This is a genomic window from Streptomyces sp. 6N223 (assembly GCF_052246635.1).
GTDB lineage: Bacteria > Actinomycetota > Actinomycetes > Streptomycetales > Streptomycetaceae > Streptomyces.
On sequence record NZ_JBQQCA010000085.1, the window covers coordinates 1 to 19,143 of the forward strand.

Genomic DNA, 19,143 nt, shown 5'->3' on the forward strand with positions numbered 1-19,143 from the left:
CTTCCAGCGCGGCCGCTACTGGTTCGACACCCCGGCCATCGCCAACGACCCCAACCACCTGGGGCTGGACGCACTCACCCACCCCATCCTCGGTGCCGCCGTCGAGCTCGCCGACGGCAACGGCTCCGTCTTCACCGGGCAGCTGTCGCTTCGGACCCACCCCTGGCTGGCCGACCACGCCGTGCTCGGCACGGTGCTGCTGCCCGGTGCCGCGCTGGTCGAGTTGGTGCTGCACGCCGCCGACGCCGTCGGCTGCGATGTGCTCGACGAGCTGACGCTGGAGGAGCCCCTGGTCGTCCCGGCCACCGGCGGCGTTCAGGTGCAGGTCACCGTGGGCGCGCCGGACGACGGCGGCCGGCGCCCTGTCGGCGTTCACTCCCGGCCGGACGACGAGGCTCCCTGGACCCGCCACGCGGCGGGCGCGGTCCTCGCGGCCGGGTCCGGCGCCGCCCCCGAGGACGGCGGCGGGGAGCGGCCCGCCCAGGCCGAGAGCCTGCCGGTTGACGACCTGTACGCCGGGATGGCGCAGGCCGGTTACGAGTACGGGCCGGTGTTCCAGGGCCTGACCGCCGCCTGGCGCGACGGCGACACGCTCTACGCCGAGGTGGCTCTGCCAGAGGAGACGGACGTCGCGGGCTTCGGCATCCATCCCGCTCTGCTGGACGCCGCCCTGCACACCATGGGCCTGGCCAGGGCGGCGGACGGCGTGCGGCTTCCGTTCGCCTGGTCCGGCGTGCGGCTGTACGCCACCGGCGCCACGTCGGTGCGGGTGCGGCTGACGCCGGCCGGTCCGGACAGCGTGGCGCTGACCCTCACCGACCCGTCCGGGGCCCCGGTCGCGTCGATCGAGTCGCTGACGGCCCGGCTGATCACGCCGGAGCAGCAGGCCGCGCTCCGCGCGCCGGGGCAGGACCCGCTGTACGCCGTGGACTGGATCGCCGCACCCGGCGCCACCGCCGCGCCCGGCACCGGCCGGTGGGCGCTGCTCGGCTCGCCAGACGCCCCGGGCCTGGCGTCGCTGGCCGCCGCCGACGCCATACCGGAGCTGGTGCTCCTGCCGGTCACCGGCCACGGCACCGACCCGGCCGAGACGCCGCAGGCCGTCCGCCAAGCGACCGCCCGGGTCCTCCGGACCGTTCAGGAGTGGCTGGCCGAGCCCCGCTTCGCCGAGGCACGCCTCGTCGTCGTCACCCGCGACGCCGTCGCCGTCCGGCCGGGTCAGGTGCCGGGCGACCTGAGCGCCGCCGCCCTCTGGGGCCTGGTGGCCAGCGCGATCTCCGAGAACCCCGACCGACTGGCGCTCGCCGACATCGACGCGGCGGCGGCCGAAGACCCGGCGTCCTGCGTCCCGGCGTTGCTGGACGGCGAGGAGCAGCGCGTGGCGATCCGGGACGGCGCCGCATACGTGCCGCGCATGGCACGCCTGGACGCGGCCACGGCCGAGGCCCCGGCCGGGGCGTTCGCGGGCATCGACCCGGAAGGCACCGTGCTGATCACCGGCGCGACCGGCACCCTCGGCCGCCTCCTGGCCACCCACCTCGTCACCACCCACGGCGCCCGCCACCTCCTCCTCACCAGCCGCAGCGGCCCCAACGCCCCCGGCGCCCCCCAACTCCAGGAAGAACTCACCACCCTCGGCGCCACCACCGTCACCCTCACCGCCTGCGACACCGCCGACCGCCGGGAGCTGAACGCCCTCCTGGCGGCCATCCCCGAGGCGCACCCCCTCACCTGCGTCTACCACGCGGCGGGCGTGCTCGACGACGGCGTCGTCTCCTCGCTGACGCCGGAACGCCTGGACACCGTGATGCGCCCGAAGGTGGACGCCGCCTGGCACCTGCACGAGCTCACCCGCGAACACGCCCCCGACCTGCGCCACTTCGTCCTCTTCTCCTCCATGGCGGGCGTGCTGGGCAGCCCCGGCCAGGCCAACTACGCCGCCGCCAACACCTTCCTCGACGCCCTGGCCGAGCAGCGGCGCGGCGAGGACCTGGCGGCGTTGTCCATCGCCTGGGGACGCTGGGAGGAGTCCAGCACCATGACGGCCGACCTCGACGCCGCCGACCTGGCGCGCATGAGCCGGGGCGGCATGCGTCCCCTCAGCGCCGAGCAGGGACTCACGCTGCTGGACGCGGCACTGCGGCAGGGCGATCGCGCCACGGTCTCCGCCACGCGCCTCGACCTGGCCGCACTGCGCTCCGGTCCGGTGCCGCCGCTGATGCGCGGCCTCGTGCGGACGCACGGGCGTCGCCGCGCCGACGCGGGCGAGGCGAGCGGGGGCGCCCTGGCGCAGCGGCTGGCCGCGCTGCCGGAGGAGGAACGCGGCCCGGCGGTCCTGGAGATGGTGCGGCAGCAGATCGCCGCCGTGCTGGGCCGGGGCACGGCGGAGTCGGTGCGGCCGGACCGCCCCTTCAAGGAGCTCGGCTTCGACTCGCTCACGGCCGTCGAACTGCGCAACCGCCTGGGCGCGGCGCTCGGCCGCAAGCTCCCGGCCACCCTCGTCTTCGACCACCCCACGCCGGAGGCGCTGGCCGCCTACCTCCTGGCCGGTCTCGCCCCGGCGGACACCCGCCCGCCCATCCTCGCCGAACTGGACCGGCTGGAGGCGGCGTTGGCCGCGCTGGGCCCGGCCGACCGCGAACCGGAGCGGGATGAGCAGATCACGGCCCGGCTTCAGGCGGTGCTCGCGCAATGGGGCGCGGAACGGCCCGCGTCCGGCCCCACGGTGGTGGACCGCATCAAGTCCGCCAGCACCGACGAGATCTTCGCCTTCATCGACAACGAGCTCGGACGGAGCGTGCAGTCATGAGTTCCACCAGTCCCACCGGCGGGGCGAGCAAGGAAGAGAAGCTGGTCGACTACCTGAAGTGGGTGACGGCCGACCTGCACCAGGCGCGCGAGCGGGTGCGGGAGCTGGAGTCGGGCCTGACCGAGCCGATCGCCGTGGTCGGCATCGGCTGCCGGTTCCCCGGCGACGTGCGCTCGGCGGAGGAGCTGTGGCGCCTGGTCGCTGAGGGCCGCGACGCCGTGGCGGGATTCCCCGACGACCGTGGCTGGCCCACCGACGAGTTGTACGACCCGGACCCGGAGCACCTGGGCACCTCGGTGGCGAAGGAGGGCGGCTTCCTCTACGACGCGGCCGAGTTCGACCCCGGCTTCTTCGGCATCGCGCCGCGCGAGGCGCTGGCGATCGACCCGCAGCAGCGGCTGCTGCTGGAGACCGCCTGGGAGGCGTTCGAGGACGCGGGCATCGACCCGACGGCGTTGCGCGGCAGCCGGACGGGCGTGTTCGCGGGGGTGATGTACGACGACTACGGCGCCCGGCTGCACCCCGCCCCGGAGGGGTTCGAGGGGCTGGTGGGCAGCGGCAGCGCGGCGAGCGTGGCCTCGGGCCGGGTGGCGTACACCCTCGGCTTCGAGGGCCCGGCCGTGTCGGTGGACACGGCGTGCTCCTCGTCGCTCGTGGCGTTGCACCTGGCGGCACGGGCGCTGCGTCAGGGCGAGTGCGACCTGGCGCTGGCGGGCGGCGTGACGGTGATGGCCACGCCGGGAGTGTTCATCGAGTTCAGCCGCCAGCGGGGGCAGGCCCCCGACGGGCGCTGCAAGTCCTTCTCGGCGGCGGCCGACGGCGCGGGGTGGGGGGAGGGCGTGGGGCTGCTGCTGGTCGAGCGGCTGTCGGACGCCCGCCGCAACGGCCACCCGGTGCTCGCCGTGATCCGGGGCAGCGCGGTGAACCAGGACGGCGCCAGCAACGGCCTGACCGCACCCAACGGCCCCTCGCAGGAACGCCTCATACGCCAGGCCCTGGCCGACGCGCGACTGCGCAGCGCCGACGTGGATGTGGTCGAGGGGCACGGCACCGGCACGACGCTGGGCGACCCGATCGAGGCCCAGGCGCTGCTCGCGACCTACGGGCAGGACCGGCCGGAGGACCGGCCGCTGTGGCTGGGCTCGATCAAGTCCAACATCGGCCACACGCAGGCGGCGGCGGGTGTGGCGGGCGTGATCAAGATGGTCATGGCGATGCGGAACGGGCTGCTGCCGCAAACACTGCACGTGGACGAGCCGACGCCCCACGTGGACTGGGAGGCGGGCGCCGTCTCGCTCCTGGCCGAGCCCCAGCCCTGGGAGCCCACCGACCGCCCCCGCCGCGCGGCCGTCTCCTCCTTCGGCATCAGCGGCACCAATGCCCACGTCATCCTGGAGGAACCGCCGGCCGACGAGCCAGAGGGAGAAGACCACGGCGTCGGCGAGCACCACGGCCCGGTGGCGTGGGTGCTGTCGGCGAAGACGGACGGCGCGCTGCGCGACCAGGCGCGGCGGCTGGAGGAGTGGGTGGAGACCCACGCCGAGGTCCGCGCCACCGATGTCGCGCATTCGCTGGTGACGACGCGGGCGTTGTTCGACCACCGGGCCGTCATCATCGGCCAGGACGACGAAAAGCGGCTGGCAGCCCTCCAAGCCCTGGCAGCAGACGAGCCACACCCCCACGTGGTCACCGGCAACGCCACTCAACCCGGCAAGCTCGCCTACCTCTTCACCGGCCAGGGCTCACAACGAGCGGGCATGGGCCAACAGCTCTACGCCACCTACCCCGCCTTCGCCCACGCCTACGACGAGGTACTCACCCACTTCACCCCGAAGCTGCGGGAGATCATCACCACCGGCGAGGGCCTGGACCGCACCGAACACACCCAACCCGCCCTCTTCACCCTCCAAGTCGCCCTCTACCGACTCCTCGAAACCCACGGCCTACAGCCCGACTACCTGGCGGGTCACTCCATCGGCGAACTCGCCGCCGCCCACTGCGCCGGCATCCTCACCCTCCCCGACGCCTGCACCCTCGTCGCAGCCAGAGCCCGCCTCATGCAATCCGCCCCCGAAGGCGGCGCCATGGCCGCCCTCCAAGCCACCGAAGACGACATCACCCCCCACCTCACCCACGGCATCTCCCTGGCCGCCATCAACGGACCCACATCAGTAGTCATCGCCGGCGACACAGACCAGGTCACCACCCTCGCCCAGCAGTGGAAGCACAACGGCAAGAAGGCCAAACTCCTCAACGTCTCCCACGCCTTCCACTCCCCCCACATGGACCCCGTCCTGGACCACTTCCAGGAAACCGCCACCACCCTCACCTACCACCCCGCCCACACCCCCATCATCTCCACCCTCACGGGAGAGACAGCCCAAGACGGCCAACTCCAAGACCCCACCTACTGGACCCACCAGATCCGCCAACCCGTCCGCTTCCACCACGCCATCACCCAACTCCACACCCTAGGCGTGACCACCTTCATCGAACTCGGCCCCGACGGCACCCTCACCGCCATGGCCCACGAGACCCTGGGGCCGGTCTCCGTCGTGCAGGCGCCGACCCTCCACCCTGAACGGGAGGAGCCGGTCACCGTGGTACGCGCCCTCGGTGCCGCGTACGCCGCCGGGCACCGGGTGGAGTGGCCGGTGGCGGCGGGCGGCCGCACGTCGCTGCCGGCGTATGCGTTCCAGCGGCAGCGCTTCTGGCTCGATCCCGTGCCCGCGGATGCGTTCGGCGCGGCCGGTGGCGAGTTGTGGGAGGCCGTGGCGCGCGCGGACCAGGAGGGGCTGGCGTCGCTGCTGGAGTTGGACGAAGGGCAGCGCGAGGCGCTGGCCGCACTGCTTCCGGCCCTGGCGGGCTGGCACGACAGGCTGCGGGAGTGGGAGCGGGAGCGGCAGCGGGCCGCCGTGGGCGTGCTGGAGGTGCCGCAGGAGATCTCCGGCGGCGTCTCGCTGCGTGAGCGGCTTGCGGACGCCTCCGCCGGGGAGCGGGACAAGATCCTGCTGGAGGCGGTACGCCAGTACACGGCCGAGGTTCTGGGCCATGACTCGACGGAGCTGATCGACGTCGAGCAGGAATTCCTCGAACTGGGACTGTCGTCCTTCACCGCCATGGAGCTGAGCAAGCGGCTGGGCGCCGACGGACTGGAGCTTGACCCCATCGCGATCTACGACCACCCGACGCCCGCCGCGCTCGCGGAGCACCTGCGGACCGTCCTGGGCTGAGCACCACCCGACGAATACCTAGGAACAAGGAGAGAGTCATGAGTGACCCGATCATCATCGCGGGCGGCGGGCCGGTCGGTCTGCTGCTGTCGCTGGAGCTCGGCCGGGCGGGCGTGCCGTCGGTCGTGCTGGAGAAGCGACCGGGCCACCACGAGGACGAGCGGGTGGGGACGTTCCACTCGCGCCTGGTGGAGATCTTCCGCGAGCGGGGCCTGATGGAGGCGCTGGGCGAGACGCCGCCGTGGCCGGCCGTGCACTTCGGGATGGTGTGGCTGGATCTGAGCAAGCTGGAGAGCGAGTACAACCTGCTCGTCTCGCAGACGAAGATCGAGCAGCTGCTGGAGTCGCGGGCGGCGGAGCTGGGCGCGGACATCCGGCGCGGCCACACGGTGACGGGCTTCGAGCAGGACGAGGCGGGCGTCACGGTGCGGGTCACGGGCGGCGAGGCGGGGGCGTACGAGCTGCGCGGCGCGTACCTGGTGGGCTGCGACGGCGTGGACAGCACGGTGCGCGAGCTGGCGGGCATCGGCGTGACGCGGTCGGGCAAGTCGTGGTACGGCGTGATGGGCGACTTCGAGTCCTATGACGGCGAGTTCGACGCCGGGGTGCGGCCGGGCGGCGTGTTCGGGGCGCTGCCGGAGGGGACGGGCCGGTGGCGGCTTCAGACGCTGGAGTTCGACATCGACGGTCCGCCGGAGTCCGAGCCGGTCACGGTGGAGGAGCTGGTGAGCAACATCAAGCGCCTGACCGGGGAGACCAAGGTGGTGGGCGAGCCGCTGTGGATGCGGCGCTACTCCGGGACGACGCAGCTGGCCGAGCGCTACCAGGAGGGCCGGGTGTTCCTGGCGGGTGAGGCGGCGCACTACTACGTGCCGACGGCAAGCCACGGCCTCAACACCGGCCTGTCCGACGCCGTGAACCTCGGCTGGAAGCTGGCCGCGGCCGTGCGGGGCCGGGCGCCGGAGGGGCTGCTGGAGTCGTACCACGCGGAGCGGCACCCGGCCGGGTACCGGGCCTGCCAGGCTGCGCAGGCACAGATGGCGCTGATCCACCCGCTGGAGAAGGTGGCCGCGCTGCGTGAGGTGTTCCAGGAGCTGGTGGGGATCGAGGAGGTGAATCGCCGGCTGGTGACGTGGTCGACGGACATCCGCTACGAGCTGGGTGACGGGGAGCCGGCCGGGTCGCTGGTGGGGCGGCGGGTGCCGCACGTGCCGCTGCGGACGGCGGCGGGCGAGTCGGGCACCGGGGAGCTGCTGGGCGGCGGCCGTGGTGTGCTGCTGGTGCTGGACGAGGAGTTCGCCGTGCCGTCCGGCTCGGAGTCGCGGGTGGACGTGGTGCGGGCGGAGCCGGTGGCGGAGTTGGAGGCTTCGGCGCTGCTGCTGCGCCCCGACGGCTACATCGCGTGGGCCGGGTCGGGCGCGGAGGCGGAGGGGCTGAAGTCGGCGCTGGACGCGTGGTTTGGTGGCGCCTCGGGCTCCTGATGTGCTCTTGATGTGCTCCTGATGTGCCGAGGGCACGTTCCGGAGGGCGGCGTTCCGGCTGGCACGGCCGGGGCGCCGTCCTTTTGTTTTCGCGGACCGGCGCCCAAGCAGCGCTTTAGCGGGTGCTTTAGCGAGGGGGCAGAGCATGGAATTCCATTTCGATATTCCCGTATAGAGAAGGAAGGCCATGCGCCGAATGGGATTGAATCGACGGACCGCTGTCGCGATGGCCGTGTCGGCGGGGGTGACCGCGAGCCTGTTCGCGGCGGCTCCGGCGGGCGCGTCCGCCGCCGAGGCGGGCCGGGGCGGCTGCGTCGTGTTCGACAACCTGACCGAGACGGTGCTGGAGGCGACCTACGACGACGTCGCGCCGGAGGGCATCAGCGTCGGCGACGGCGGAACCTGGCACAACACGCTGACCACGGAGGACGGGGAGTTCCTGGCCGACGTGACCGGCTCCAGCCGGGCGCTGTTCGAGGTGGGCGAGGAGCTGTACACGCTGCAGGACAACACCGACACGCTGGCGGACGGCGTGGTGCGGTCGGTGGGCGTGACGGAGACGTTCTCGCTGATCGACGGCGAGAAGCAGTCGATCCCGGCGTGGGGTGTCAGCGGCCGGTACGCCGGCCTGGTCGGGGAGCGCACCTTCCAGAAGACCGGTGAGGACGTGTACGTGTCCTCGCTGCGGCTGTGCCGGGTCCGCTGACCGGCGGGAGACGACGGGAGGCGGCCCGTGGGGCGTGGTGCCCCGCGGGCCGCCTCCCGGCTGTCCGCGCCACCCGGCCGGGCGGGCCGGGCGGGCCGGGCGGGCCGGGCGGGCCGGGCGGGCCGGCGGCGTCAGCGGGCCTGGGCCGGGTCGCGCTCGGCCGGCCGGCGGGCGGCGGGCCGGTCGTCCGCCGGCGCGGTGGGTGCCGGGTCGGTGCGCCGGCCGCGGCCGATGCCGCGCCAGGCGGCGTGGCCGAGGATCGCCATCACGGCGGGGGCCAGCACCAGGCGGATGATGGTCACGTCGACGATGACCGCGACGGCCAGTCCGACGCCGATCATCTTGATGACGGTGTCGTTGATGGGCACGAAGGACAGGAAGACCACCGTCATGATGGCGGCGGCGGCCGTGATGACGCGGGCGGTGCCGCGCAGGCCCTCGCGCATGGCGTGCAGCGGGTCGCCGGTGCGGTCGTACTCCTCCTTGATCGCGGTGAGCATGAACACCTCGTAGTCCATGGAGAGTCCGAAGAGGACCGCGAAGAGCAGCATCGGCACCATGGACAGGATCGGCACGGGTTCGTCGATGCCGACCAGCGACTGGCCCCAGCCCCACTGGAAGATCGCGACGAGCACGCCGAAGGCGGCGCCGATGGACAGCATCGCCATGAGGGCGGCCTTGAGGGCGATGAGGGGGGCGCGGAACATCGCGATCAGCAGCACGGCGGCGGCGGCGAGGACGGCCGCCACCATCCACGGCAGCCGGGCGCCGACGGCGTCGTCGAGGTCGGTGATGAACGCCGTGGTGCCGCCGACGTAGACCTGGCCCTGGCCGGCGGGGACGGCCTGCGGGCCGAGGTCGTCGCGGATGCGGTGCAGCAGGTCGCCGACCTCGGGTTCCTGCGGCGGGTGCCGGGGGACGACGGTGAGCATGGCGACGCCGCCGTCGCCGGTGCGGGCCGGCGGCGTGACGGTGGCGACCTCGGGGTCGGCGGCCAGGCCGTCGGTGAGGCGGGTGAGGGCCTGGTCGGCGGCGTTGCCGTCGGGGAGTTCGGCGACGACCATCAGCGGCGCGTTCCAGCCGGGCCCGAACTCCTCGCTGACGATCTCGTACGCCTTGTGCTGCGTCCAGTCCTCGGGGCTGTTGCCGTCGTCGGGGGTGCCCAGGCGGAGGCTGAACAGCGGGATGGTCAGGACCAGCAGGACCAGGATCGCGCCGCCCGCGTATCCGTACCGGTGGCGGGCGACGCGCTCGGCCCAGCGGTCCCAGCGCGCGGCCGTGGCCGCCTGACCGGTGGCGGCGTTGGCGGTGGCCGGGCGGCGCCGGCCGATGCGGACGGCGTTGACGCGGTGGCCCAGCAGGCCGAGGACGGCGGGCAGCAGGGTCAGCGCGGCGCACATCGTCATGGTGACGGTGAGGGCCGCGGCCACGCCCATGCCGCCGATGAAGGGGATGCCGGTGAGCAGCAGCCCGAGGATGGCGGCGACCACGGTGGCCCCGGCGAAGAGCACGGCGTGGCCCGCGGTGGCCAGGGCCCTGCCGACGGCGTCGGCCTTGGGCAGGCCCTGGTCCAGGTAGTGGCGGAAGCGGGTGACGACGAACAGGGCGTAGTCCACGCCCGCGCCGAGGCCCAGCATGATCGCCACGATGGGGGCGACGGAGGGAATGTCGAGGCCCGCGCCGGCGATCATCACCAGGGCGGTGCCGCCGGCGAGGCCGGTGAGGGCGACGACGATGGGCAGCCCGGCGGCGACCAGCGACCCGAAGGCGATGAGCAGGATGACCAGGGCGGCGGCGATGCCGATGAGTTCGGCGCCGCTGGTCTCCGGCTCGGCCGCCAGGTCGATGACCTGGCCGCGGAACTCGACGGTCAGGCCGGCGTCCCGGGCCTGCTCGGCGGCCTGCTGGAGGAGGTCGGCCGCCTCGGGCGGCAGGTCGCGCAGGTCCTTGGCGTACTCGACGGTGCTGATGGCGGTGCGCCCGTCGTCGCTGAGCATGCCGCCGCCGTCGGCGAGCGGGTCGCCGGCGGAGCGCACGTCGGGCTGCCGGCGGATGTCGTCGAGCACCGCGCCGATCGCCTCGGCGTTGGCCGGGTCGCGCAGGGTGCCGCTGTCGGCCTGCCAGACCACGTCGGCGCTGACGGCGCCGACTTCGGGGAAGTGACGCTGCGCCAGGTCGGTGGCGTCCTGGGAGTCGGAGCCGGGGACCCGGTACTCGTTGACGAACTCGCCTCCGGCGGCCCCGCCGATGCCCAGCAGGGCGACCACGACGAGGAGCCAGGCGCCGATGGTGCGCCAGGGGTGACGGGCCGTTGCCCGTCCCAACGTGTCAAGGATTCTCTCCATGAGGGGACGGTAACAGCAGTGAGTGAAATATTGCAATGGCTGCGAAACTCCGGGATCGCAGTACGATGCACCCATGACCAGCAGGCCAGGCTTGCGTGAACGGAAGAAGGAGCGGACTCGTCAGGCGCTCGTGGACGCGGCGATCAAGCTGTTCGGCACCAAGGGCTACGACGAGACGACGATCGCGGAGCTTGCCGAGGCGGCGGACATCTCGCCGCGCACCTTCTTCGCGTACTTCGCGAGCAAGGAGGAAGTGCTCTTCGCCGACACCCCGTTGAAGGTGGAGACCTCGGCGACGGTCCTGGCCGAGCCCCGGCCCGGCGAGCGCCCGGTCGAGCTGCTGCTGCGGGCGTTCCGGTCGGTGATGGAGGGCGGCACCGACCTGACGGGCGATCTGGCGCAGCTGCGGGCCACGCTGATCCTGCGCACGCCGGCGCTCCAGGCGTTCGCGCTGCGCAAGGTGCTGGAGGGCCAACGCGAGCTGGCCCGGGGCCTGATGGCTGCCTACCCCGACGAGGTGGACCTGGTCACCGCCTCCGCCATGACCGGCGCCCTGGTCGGCGCCCTGGTCTCGACCATCGCCGCGCTCTTCGCCGATCCCGAGCGGGCGGCCGAGCTGGCCGGCCAGCCCGAGCGCATGGGCGCGGAGCTGGAACGCGGGCTGCGGGCGGCGTACGAGAGCCTGGGCGAGGTCACGCGGAGCGGCTCCCTTCCCTGATCAGGAAGACGCGGGGTGAATGGGGCGTTAAAGAAATGACCGACCGGTAGCCCCGTTTTCTTGAAGCCCCCGAGCGAAATATTGGCCAAACTTTGCCAAGCATCCATACGCTGGCCAAGTTTCACGCACCGAGACGGCACAACGGCGAACAGTTCCTGTACATGCGCGTCCGGTGAGGATATGTTATGCGCCAGCACGACCGTTCGCCAGCAGCTGAGCCGAAAAGGGGGATTGGATGCGGCTATTTGAACGGGAGACTGAGATCAACGCCCTGAACGATCTGCTCGACTCGAGTCTACGGGGCACGGGGAGTACGGCCGTGATCAGCGGCGCAACCGGAATGGGAAAGACCGCTCTCATCAACGCATTCGCAAAAAAGGCCGCCGATCGCGAAGTGATCGTTTTGTCCGCGGCGGCCTCGCGTTCGGAGCGCGCCCTGCAGCTGGGCGTCATCAGCCAGCTGTTCCGTGGCGTGGAACTGCCGCCCAGCGTGGCGGCCCGCGTCACCGAAGAACTGGACAAGGGGGTGCTGGCAGCCACCCTGCCGGACTCCACGGCGGACATCGTCGACCGGACGACGGCGCCACTGCTCCACGGGCTGTGCAACGAACTGCTCGCCCTCGCACAGCAGATCCCGGTGGTGATCACCGCCGACGACGCCCACCACGCCGACGAGCTGTCGCTGCGCTGCCTCGCCCAGTTAACCAGGCGGGCCCGCTCCAGCCGGATTCTCGTCGTCCTCACCCAGAACGCCGAGATCGGGCAGTCCAACTCCGTGCTGCAGGCCGAGATCCTGCACCGCCCCGACTGCCGCCAGCTGCGGCTCGGCCCGCTGACCAGGGCCGGCGTCGCAGCCACGCTGAAGACCGCGCTTGACCAGCCGGCCAACCAGCAACTCACCGACTCCTACAACACGCTCAGCGGCGGCAACCCGCTGCTGCTGCGCGCCCTGATCGACGACCACCGGCAGACGGGCACCGCGCCCGGCGGCCCCGAGGTCGGCCAGTGCTTCGAACAGGCCGTGCTGGCCTGCCTGTACCGCAGCGGCACGGAGGTGCTGCGGCTCGCGCAGGTCTTCGCGGTCGTCGGGGAGGAGGCCAGCTGCGACGTGCTGGAGGCGTGCGTCAAACCGGAGACGGACGCCGCCAACCGGGCCTTCCGCGTCCTCATGGCCACCGGCCTGATGCCGGCGGACAAGCTGCCTCACCAGGCGGTGCGGACCGTCGTGCTCAACGGCATGTCCGACGAGGACCGCCGGCGCCTGCACGCCCGCACCGCCGAGGTGCTGTACAGCAACGGCGGCCACGCCGTCACCGTCGCCCGCCACGTCGTCGCCGCCGACGGCCTGCCGGAGCCCTGGAGCGTGCCGGTGCTGCGCGAGGCGGCGCAGCTGGCGCTGCTGGACCGGGAGCCGGCGTTCGCCGTCAGCTGCCTGCGCCTGGCGCTGCGGGACACCGCGCCCGGCGACCAGCGGCGCTCGGAGCTGCTGATCATGATGACCTCCGCCCAGTGGCAGGTCGACCCGCTCTCCGTCGGCCGCCAGCTGTCGGACCTGATCGGCGGCATCCGCAACCGCCAGCTCGTCGGCCCGCAGGCGATGACGCCCGTGAGCTACCTGCTGTGGCACGGCAGGATCGACGAGGCCACCGAGGCGATGGAGCACATCGGCGCACGGGCCGGCACCGGCACCGGCACCGGCACCGGCGCACGGGCGGACACGCTCGGCTGGCACACGTTCGACGAGCACTTCACCAGCCTGTCCCTTCCCTACACCTTCCCCGACCTCGCCCGCCGGCTGAACCTCGACCGAAGACTTCCGGCGGGCGAGGACGAATCCACGGGGGACTCGACCCGCCAGTCCATCGCCGCACTGGCCGGCCTGCTGCGCGAGGGTGACGACGCCGACACCCTCGTCATGGCCCAGAGCGTGCTCCAGGCCGTCCGCCTCGACAACGAGACGGTGGGACCGCTCACCGCCGCGCTCGTCGCACTGCTGTGCCTGGACCGCCTCGACGAAGCCGCGTCCTGGTGCGACTCGCTCATGGAACAGGCGGGCGCCCGGGCCGCGCCCACCTGGCACGGGGTCTTCGGCGCGATCCGCTCCATCATCGCCCTCCACCAGGGCAACCTCTCCGCCGCCGAGAAGCACGCCACCGCCGCGCTGAAGCTCATCTCCGCCAAGGGGTGGGGCGTGCTCATCGGCGTGCCGCTGGCCAGCCTCATCTTCGCCGCGACCGCCATGGGCCGGCACGAGGTCGCCGACGAGTGCCTGCGCATTCCCGTCCCCGAGGCCATGTACCAGACGCCGGCCGGGCTGCTGTACCTCAGGGCCAGGGGCCGTCACCACCTGGCCAGGGGGCGGCTGTACGCGGCGCTGGCGGACTTCCGCTCCTGCGGCCGGCTGGCCCGGCAGTGGGACCTCGACCTGCCCACGCTGCTGCCCTGGCGCACCGACCTGGCCTCCTGCTACATCGAACAGGGCGACATCCCGCAGGCCAGGCGGCTGGCCACCGAGCAGCTCGACATGCTGGAGGACCGGCGGCTGGCGCGGGTGCGCGGCAGCACCCTGCGGCTGCTGGCGGCCACCCACGGCATCAGGGAACGCCTGGGGCTGCTGCGCCAGGCCACCGACCTCGCCCAGGACGGCGGGGACCAGCTCGAACTCGCCCACGCGCTCACCGAGCTGAGCCAGACGCTCGCCGGCCTCGGCGAGCACGGGCAGGCCCGGCTGGTGGCCCGGCGCGCCCACCGGGTCGCCACGCACTGCGGGGCGCAGCCGCTGCAGCGCATGCTGATGCGTCACAACGGCAGCGGCCTCGGCCTCGGGGACTCCGGCTCCGAGAGCCTGTCGGAGCTCAGCGACGCCGAACGCCGCGTCGCCGCGCTCGCCTCCGAGGGGCACACCAACCGGCAGATCGCCAACCGCCTCTACATCACCATCAGCACCGTCGAGCAACACCTGACCCAGGTGTACCGAAAGCTCAACGTCAAGAGCAGATCCGAGCTTCCGGTCAGCCTGCCCCAGACCTGACCCGCCCGGTCGGGGGCGCGGCACACAGGCGTGCGCGTCCCCGTCCGGCGATAAGGACCACTAAGGGTGAAGTACGGGTTCCCGGGCGAAAACCCCGCTTGCATGATCGGTGACGACAGCCCGACGGTTTTCACCCCGGAGGAATCCGATGGACAAGCTCTCTGCCGCGCCCGTGCACGACGGGATGATCGACGCCATTCTCGAAGGCGGGCCGCCGGACCTACCCCACCGGGAACGCATCCGTCGCGTCTCCAGCGGCGACCGCAAGGTGAAGGTCCCGCATCACGGAGGTTACGAGCACTTCGAACTCGTCGACGATTCCTCTGACACCACGGAGTATTCGCCGGTCCTCTTCCGCTGGACCATGCGCACCAAGATCGCCGAATAGCCGAAAGGGCCGGGAAACACAAGACCTGGCCACCCCCCTACGGCACCCCGATTCCCCCCTGAACGCGGTCTCGACACGGCAAAAGTTCCCGCCCTGCCCGGCTTTTTGCGAGACTTTAGCGACCCCGACCATGCTGGAGCCCATGACGGTCTCGACAGAGAGCCGGGACGGGCTGGCGCTGGCCGCCGAGTTCCCCCGGGCGACGCGCGAGCAGTGGCAGCGGCTGGTGGCCGGGGTGCTGCGCCGCACCGGCTGGGCGGGCGAGCCCGGACCGGACGCCGAGCAGGCGCTGGTCACGCCGCTGGAAGACGGGGTCGCCGCCCGGCCCCTCTATGCTCCCGGGGACGGCGGTGTTGACGATTCCCCCGATCCTGCCGCCGCCGTCCCCGGGTATTCCGGCCACCCGGACCGTCCCGGCCATCCCGGCTCTCCCGGCTATCCGGGGTTCGCGCCCTTCGTCAGGGGCGGCAGGCCCGGCGGGACGGCCCTGGACGGCTGGGAGATACGCCAGCGGCACGAGGACCCCGACCCCCGCCGCACGAACGCCGCCGCCCTGGACGACCTGGAGCACGGCGCGACCGGGCTCTGGCTCACGGCCGGCGCGGGCGGCGTTCCCGTAAAGGGACTGCCGGCCGCCCTGCACGGGGTGCTGCTCGACCTCGCGCCCGTGACGCTGGAGGCGGGCGCCGACGCCGGGCCCGCCGCCGAGGCGTTCCTCGCGCTGCTGCCCCGCGACCCCGCGCCGCCCCTGCCGCCGCACTGCCTGGGCGCCGACCCGCTGGGCTGGGCGGCCCGCACCGGCCGCGCGGACGGCCTGCCCGAACTGACCGCCGCCGCCACCGGCCTGGCGACCCGCTGCCACCGCGACCACCCGGGCGTGCGCGCCTGGGCCGTCGACGCCCTCCCCTACCACGAGGCGGGCGGCACGGCCGCGCAGGAACTGGGCTGTTCGCTGGCCGCCGGCGTGGCAGCGCTGCGGGAACTGACCGCGGCCGGGCTGGACGTCGCGGCCGCCGCAGGGCAGCTGGAGTTCCGGTACGCCGCCGACGCCGACCAGTTCCTGACCATCTCCAAGCTCCGGGCCGCCCGCCGGCTGTGGTCGCGGGTTGTGTCGGCCTGCGGCGGCCCGGTCCAGACCGCTGGGCAGCGGCAGCACGCCGTCACCTCGCGGGTGATGATGACCCGCCGCGACCCGCACGTGAACGTGCTGCGCACCACCGTCGCCGCCCTGGCCGCCGGGGTCGGAGGCGCCGACGCCGTGACCGTGCTGCCCTTCGACGACGCCGTCGGCCTGCCCGACGCCGCCGCGCGCCGCCTGGCGCGCAACACCTCGCTGATCCTCCTTCAGGAGTCCCACCTCGCCCGCGTGATCGACCCCGCCGGCGGCTCCTGGTACGTCGAGGACCTCACCGCCCAGCTCTGCCGCGCCGCCTGGGACTGGTTCCAGGAGATCGAGCGGGCCGGCGGCCTGGCGGCGGCCCTGGCCTCCGGCCTGGTCGCCGACCGGATCGCGGCGGCCTGGGAACGGCGTTCGGCCGCCCTGGCCACGCGGCGGGAGGCCGTCACCGGCGTCAGCGAGTACGCCGACCCGGCCGAGGCGCCGCTCGCCCGCGCGCCCAAGCCGCCCGCCCCCGCGGGCGGGCTGCCGCGCGTGCGGCGGGACGCGGCGTTCGAAACGCTGCGCGCCCGCAGCGACGCCCACGCCGCGGCCACGGGCTCCCGCCCCGGCGTCTTCCTCGCGACGCTCGGCCCCGCCGCCGAGCACACCCCGCGCCTGACCTTCGCCGCCAGCCTCTTCGGCGCCGCCGGCATCGAGACCGCCGACGGCCCCGCCGAGACCTACGCCGCCGCCGCCAGCGGCACGCCCGTGGTCTGCCTGTGCGGCAGCGACGGACGGTACGCCGAGCGCGCGGCGTCCACCGCCGAGGCCCTCGTCGCCGCCGGAGCCCGCCACCTGGTGCTGGCCGGGCGGCCCGGCGAGCACGAGGCGGCCTACCACGCCGCCGGCATCGACGAGTTCGTCTTCGCGGGCGGCGACGCCCCCGCCTTCCTCGACACGGTCCTCGACCACCTGGGAGTGGCCCGATGATCCCGGACATCCCGGACTTCACCCGCGTCAGCCTCGACGACGACCCCGCGGGCGGCCCCGACGCCGCCACCGAGGAGCAGTGGCGTTCCGCCGTGAAGGAGACCACCGGCCGCGCCGCCGACGACCTGCTCTGGCACACCCCCGAGGGCATCGCCGTCAAGCCCCTCTACACCGCCGACGACCTCGACGGCATCGACTTCCTCCACACCTACCCCGGCGTCGCGCCCTACCTGCGCGGCCCGTACCCCACGATGTACGCCACCCAGCCGTGGACCATCCGCCAGTACGCCGGGTTCTCCACCGCCGAGGAGTCCAACGCCTTCTACCGCCGCAACCTCGCCGCCGGCCAGAAGGGCCTGTCCATCGCCTTCGACCTGCCCACCCACCGCGGCTACGACAGCGACCACCCCCGCGTCACCGGCGACGTCGGCATGGCGGGCGTCGCCATCGACTCCATCTACGACATGCGGCAGCTCTTCGACGGCATCCCGCTGGAGAAGATGACCGTGTCGATGACGATGAACGGCGCCGTGCTGCCGGTGCTCGCGCTGTACATCGTCGCCGCCGAGGAACAGGGCGTGCCGCGCGAGAAGCTGGCGGGGACCATCCAGAACGACATCCTCAAGGAGTTCATGGTCCGCAACACCTACATCTACCCGCCGAAGCACTCCATGCGGATCATCTCCGACATCTTCGCCTACACCTCGGCGCACATGCCGCGCTACAACTCCATCTCCATCTCCGGCTACCACATCCAGGAGGCCGGAGCCACCGCCGACCTGGAGCTGGCGTACACCCTCGCCGACGGCGTGGAGTACCTGCGCGCCGGCGTCGCCGCGGGCCTGGGCGTGGACGACTTCGCGCCCCGCCTGTCGTTCTTCTGGGGCATCGGCATGAACTTCTTCATGGAGATCGCCAAGCTCCGCGCCGCCCGCCTGCTGTGGGCCAAGCTGGTGCGCCGCTTCGAGCCCTCCAGCCCCAAGTCGCTGTCGCTGCGCACCCACTCGCAGACCTCCGGCTGGTCCCTGACGGCCCAGGACGTCTTCAACAACGTCACCCGCACCTGCGTCGAGGCGATGGCCGCCACCCAGGGACACACCCAGTCCCTGCACACCAACGCCCTCGACGAGGCGCTGGCCCTGCCCACCGACTTCTCCGCCCGCATCGCCCGCAACACCCAGCTGATGCTCCAGCAGGAGTCCGGCACCTGCCGCGTCATCGATCCCTGGGGCGGCTCCGCGTACGTCGAACGCCTCACCCACGACCTGGCGCGCCGCGCCTGGCAGCACATCGAGGAGGTGGAGGCGGCCGGCGGCATGGCGCGGGCCATCGACGAGGGCCTGCCGAAGCTGCGCATCGAGGAGGCCGCCGCCCGCACCCAGGCCCGCATCGACTCCGGCCGCCAGCCGGTCATCGGCGTCAACGCCTTCCCGCTCGACGAGGAGGAGCCCATCGAGGTGCTGAAGGTCGACAACTCGGCGGTGCGCGCGCAGCAGATCGACAAGCTGCGGCGGCTGCGCGCCGAGCGGGACGAGGCCGCCTGCGCCGAGGCGCTGCGGGCGCTGACCGCCGGGGCGGCGGCCGACGACACGAACCTGCTGGAGCTGGCGGTGAACGCCGCCCGCGCCAAGGCCACGGTCGGCGAGATCTCCGACGCCCTGGAGGCCGTCTTCGGCCGCCACGAGGCGCGGATCCGCACCATCTCCGGCGTCTACCGCGCCGAGTCGGGCGCCGCGCCCGGCGTCGAGCACACGCGGGAGCTGGTCGCGGCGTTCGAGCGGGCCGAGGGCCGCCGGCCGCGCATCCTCGTCGCCAAGATGGGGCAGGACGGCCACGACCGGGGCCAGAAGGTGATCGCCTCGGCCTTCGCCGACCTCGGCTTCGACGTCGACGTCGGCCCGCTCTTCCAGACGCCGGGGGAGGTCGCGCGGCAGGCCGTCGAGGCCGACGTGCACCTGGTCGGCGTCTCCTCGCTGGCGGCCGGGCACCTGACGCTGGTGCCGGCGCTGCGCGAGGAACTGGCGCGGGAGGGGCGGGAGGACATCGCGATCGTCGTCGGCGGCGTCGTGCCGCCCGGTGACGTGCCCGCGCTGCGGGAGGCCGGGGCGATGGCGGTCTTCCCGCCCGGCACGGTCATTCCCGACGCCGCGCGCGAGCTGCTGCGCGAGCTGGCGGCGAGCCTGGGCCACGACCTGTGACGGCCGTGGGTCACTCCCCCACTCCGCCGTTTCCCGAAACCGGGGCGGTGCCCTGGCCCCCGGGTGGGGGCGTGCGGGCCCACACCATGGGCATCGGAGGGGTCGCTGACGACGGCGCCCGACCCCCGGGTGGGGTGCCGGGGTG

10 protein-coding genes are annotated in these 19,143 nt (G+C 73.2%); 9 read left to right on the forward strand and 1 reads right to left on the reverse strand.

Annotated elements, in window-relative coordinates; all coding sequences use genetic code 11:
* The 4 genes from ACTWQH_RS31220 to ACTWQH_RS31235 all read left to right on the forward strand — a co-directional run.
* On the forward strand, positions 1–2,809 hold a 2,809-nt coding region (locus tag ACTWQH_RS31220), incomplete at its 5' end, for an SDR family NAD(P)-dependent oxidoreductase (protein ID WP_443290177.1).
* A complete protein-coding gene (locus ACTWQH_RS31225) occupies positions 2,806–6,042 on the forward strand; it encodes a type I polyketide synthase (RefSeq protein WP_443290178.1) in 3,237 nt (1,078 codons plus the stop codon). The genes ACTWQH_RS31220 and ACTWQH_RS31225, both read left to right, overlap by 4 nt.
* Before the next feature lie 38 nt (positions 6,043–6,080).
* Positions 6,081–7,523, forward strand: a complete 1,443-nt coding sequence (locus ACTWQH_RS31230) for an FAD-dependent monooxygenase (protein WP_443290179.1) — start codon at positions 6,081–6,083, stop codon at positions 7,521–7,523.
* 226 nt (positions 7,524–7,749) lie between these two features.
* Complete coding sequence (locus ACTWQH_RS31235) at positions 7,750–8,229, forward strand: allene oxide cyclase barrel-like domain-containing protein (RefSeq protein WP_443290180.1); 480 nt, start codon at positions 7,750–7,752, stop codon at positions 8,227–8,229.
* Between the two features lie 131 nt (positions 8,230–8,360).
* On the opposite strand, the gene ACTWQH_RS31240 is transcribed toward ACTWQH_RS31235, so the two are convergent.
* Positions 8,361–10,574: an MMPL family transporter gene (locus ACTWQH_RS31240; protein WP_443290181.1), complete on the reverse strand. Its 2,214-nt coding sequence runs from the start codon at positions 10,572–10,574 to the stop codon at positions 8,361–8,363.
* A 73-nt stretch (positions 10,575–10,647) separates the two neighbouring features.
* Here ACTWQH_RS31240 and ACTWQH_RS31245 point away from each other — a divergent pair, with 73 nt between their 5' ends.
* The 5 genes from ACTWQH_RS31245 to scpA all read left to right on the forward strand — a co-directional run bounded on the left by ACTWQH_RS31245 (position 10,648) and on the right by scpA (position 18,998).
* On the forward strand, positions 10,648–11,292 hold the full coding sequence (locus ACTWQH_RS31245; protein WP_443290182.1) for a TetR/AcrR family transcriptional regulator: 645 nt from the start codon (positions 10,648–10,650) through the stop codon (positions 11,290–11,292).
* 235 nt (positions 11,293–11,527) lie between these two features.
* Positions 11,528–14,323 carry a helix-turn-helix transcriptional regulator gene (locus tag ACTWQH_RS31250; protein ID WP_443290183.1) on the forward strand — a complete coding sequence of 932 codons (2,796 nt, stop codon included), beginning with the start codon at positions 11,528–11,530 and terminating at the stop codon, positions 14,321–14,323.
* A 148-nt stretch (positions 14,324–14,471) separates the two neighbouring features.
* Positions 14,472–14,711 (forward strand): DUF5988 family protein, encoded by a 240-nt coding sequence (locus ACTWQH_RS31255; protein ID WP_443290184.1) that lies wholly within the window; start codon positions 14,472–14,474, stop codon positions 14,709–14,711.
* Between the two features lie 142 nt (positions 14,712–14,853).
* Positions 14,854–16,800: a methylmalonyl-CoA mutase family protein gene (locus tag ACTWQH_RS31260; RefSeq protein WP_443290185.1), complete on the forward strand. Its 1,947-nt coding sequence runs from the start codon at positions 14,854–14,856 to the stop codon at positions 16,798–16,800.
* A complete protein-coding gene (gene scpA, locus ACTWQH_RS31265; protein WP_443290186.1) occupies positions 16,797–18,998 on the forward strand; it encodes a methylmalonyl-CoA mutase in 2,202 nt (733 codons plus the stop codon). The genes ACTWQH_RS31260 and scpA overlap by 4 nt, the downstream gene beginning before the upstream one ends.
* The last annotated feature ends 145 nt before the right edge of the window (positions 18,999–19,143 follow it).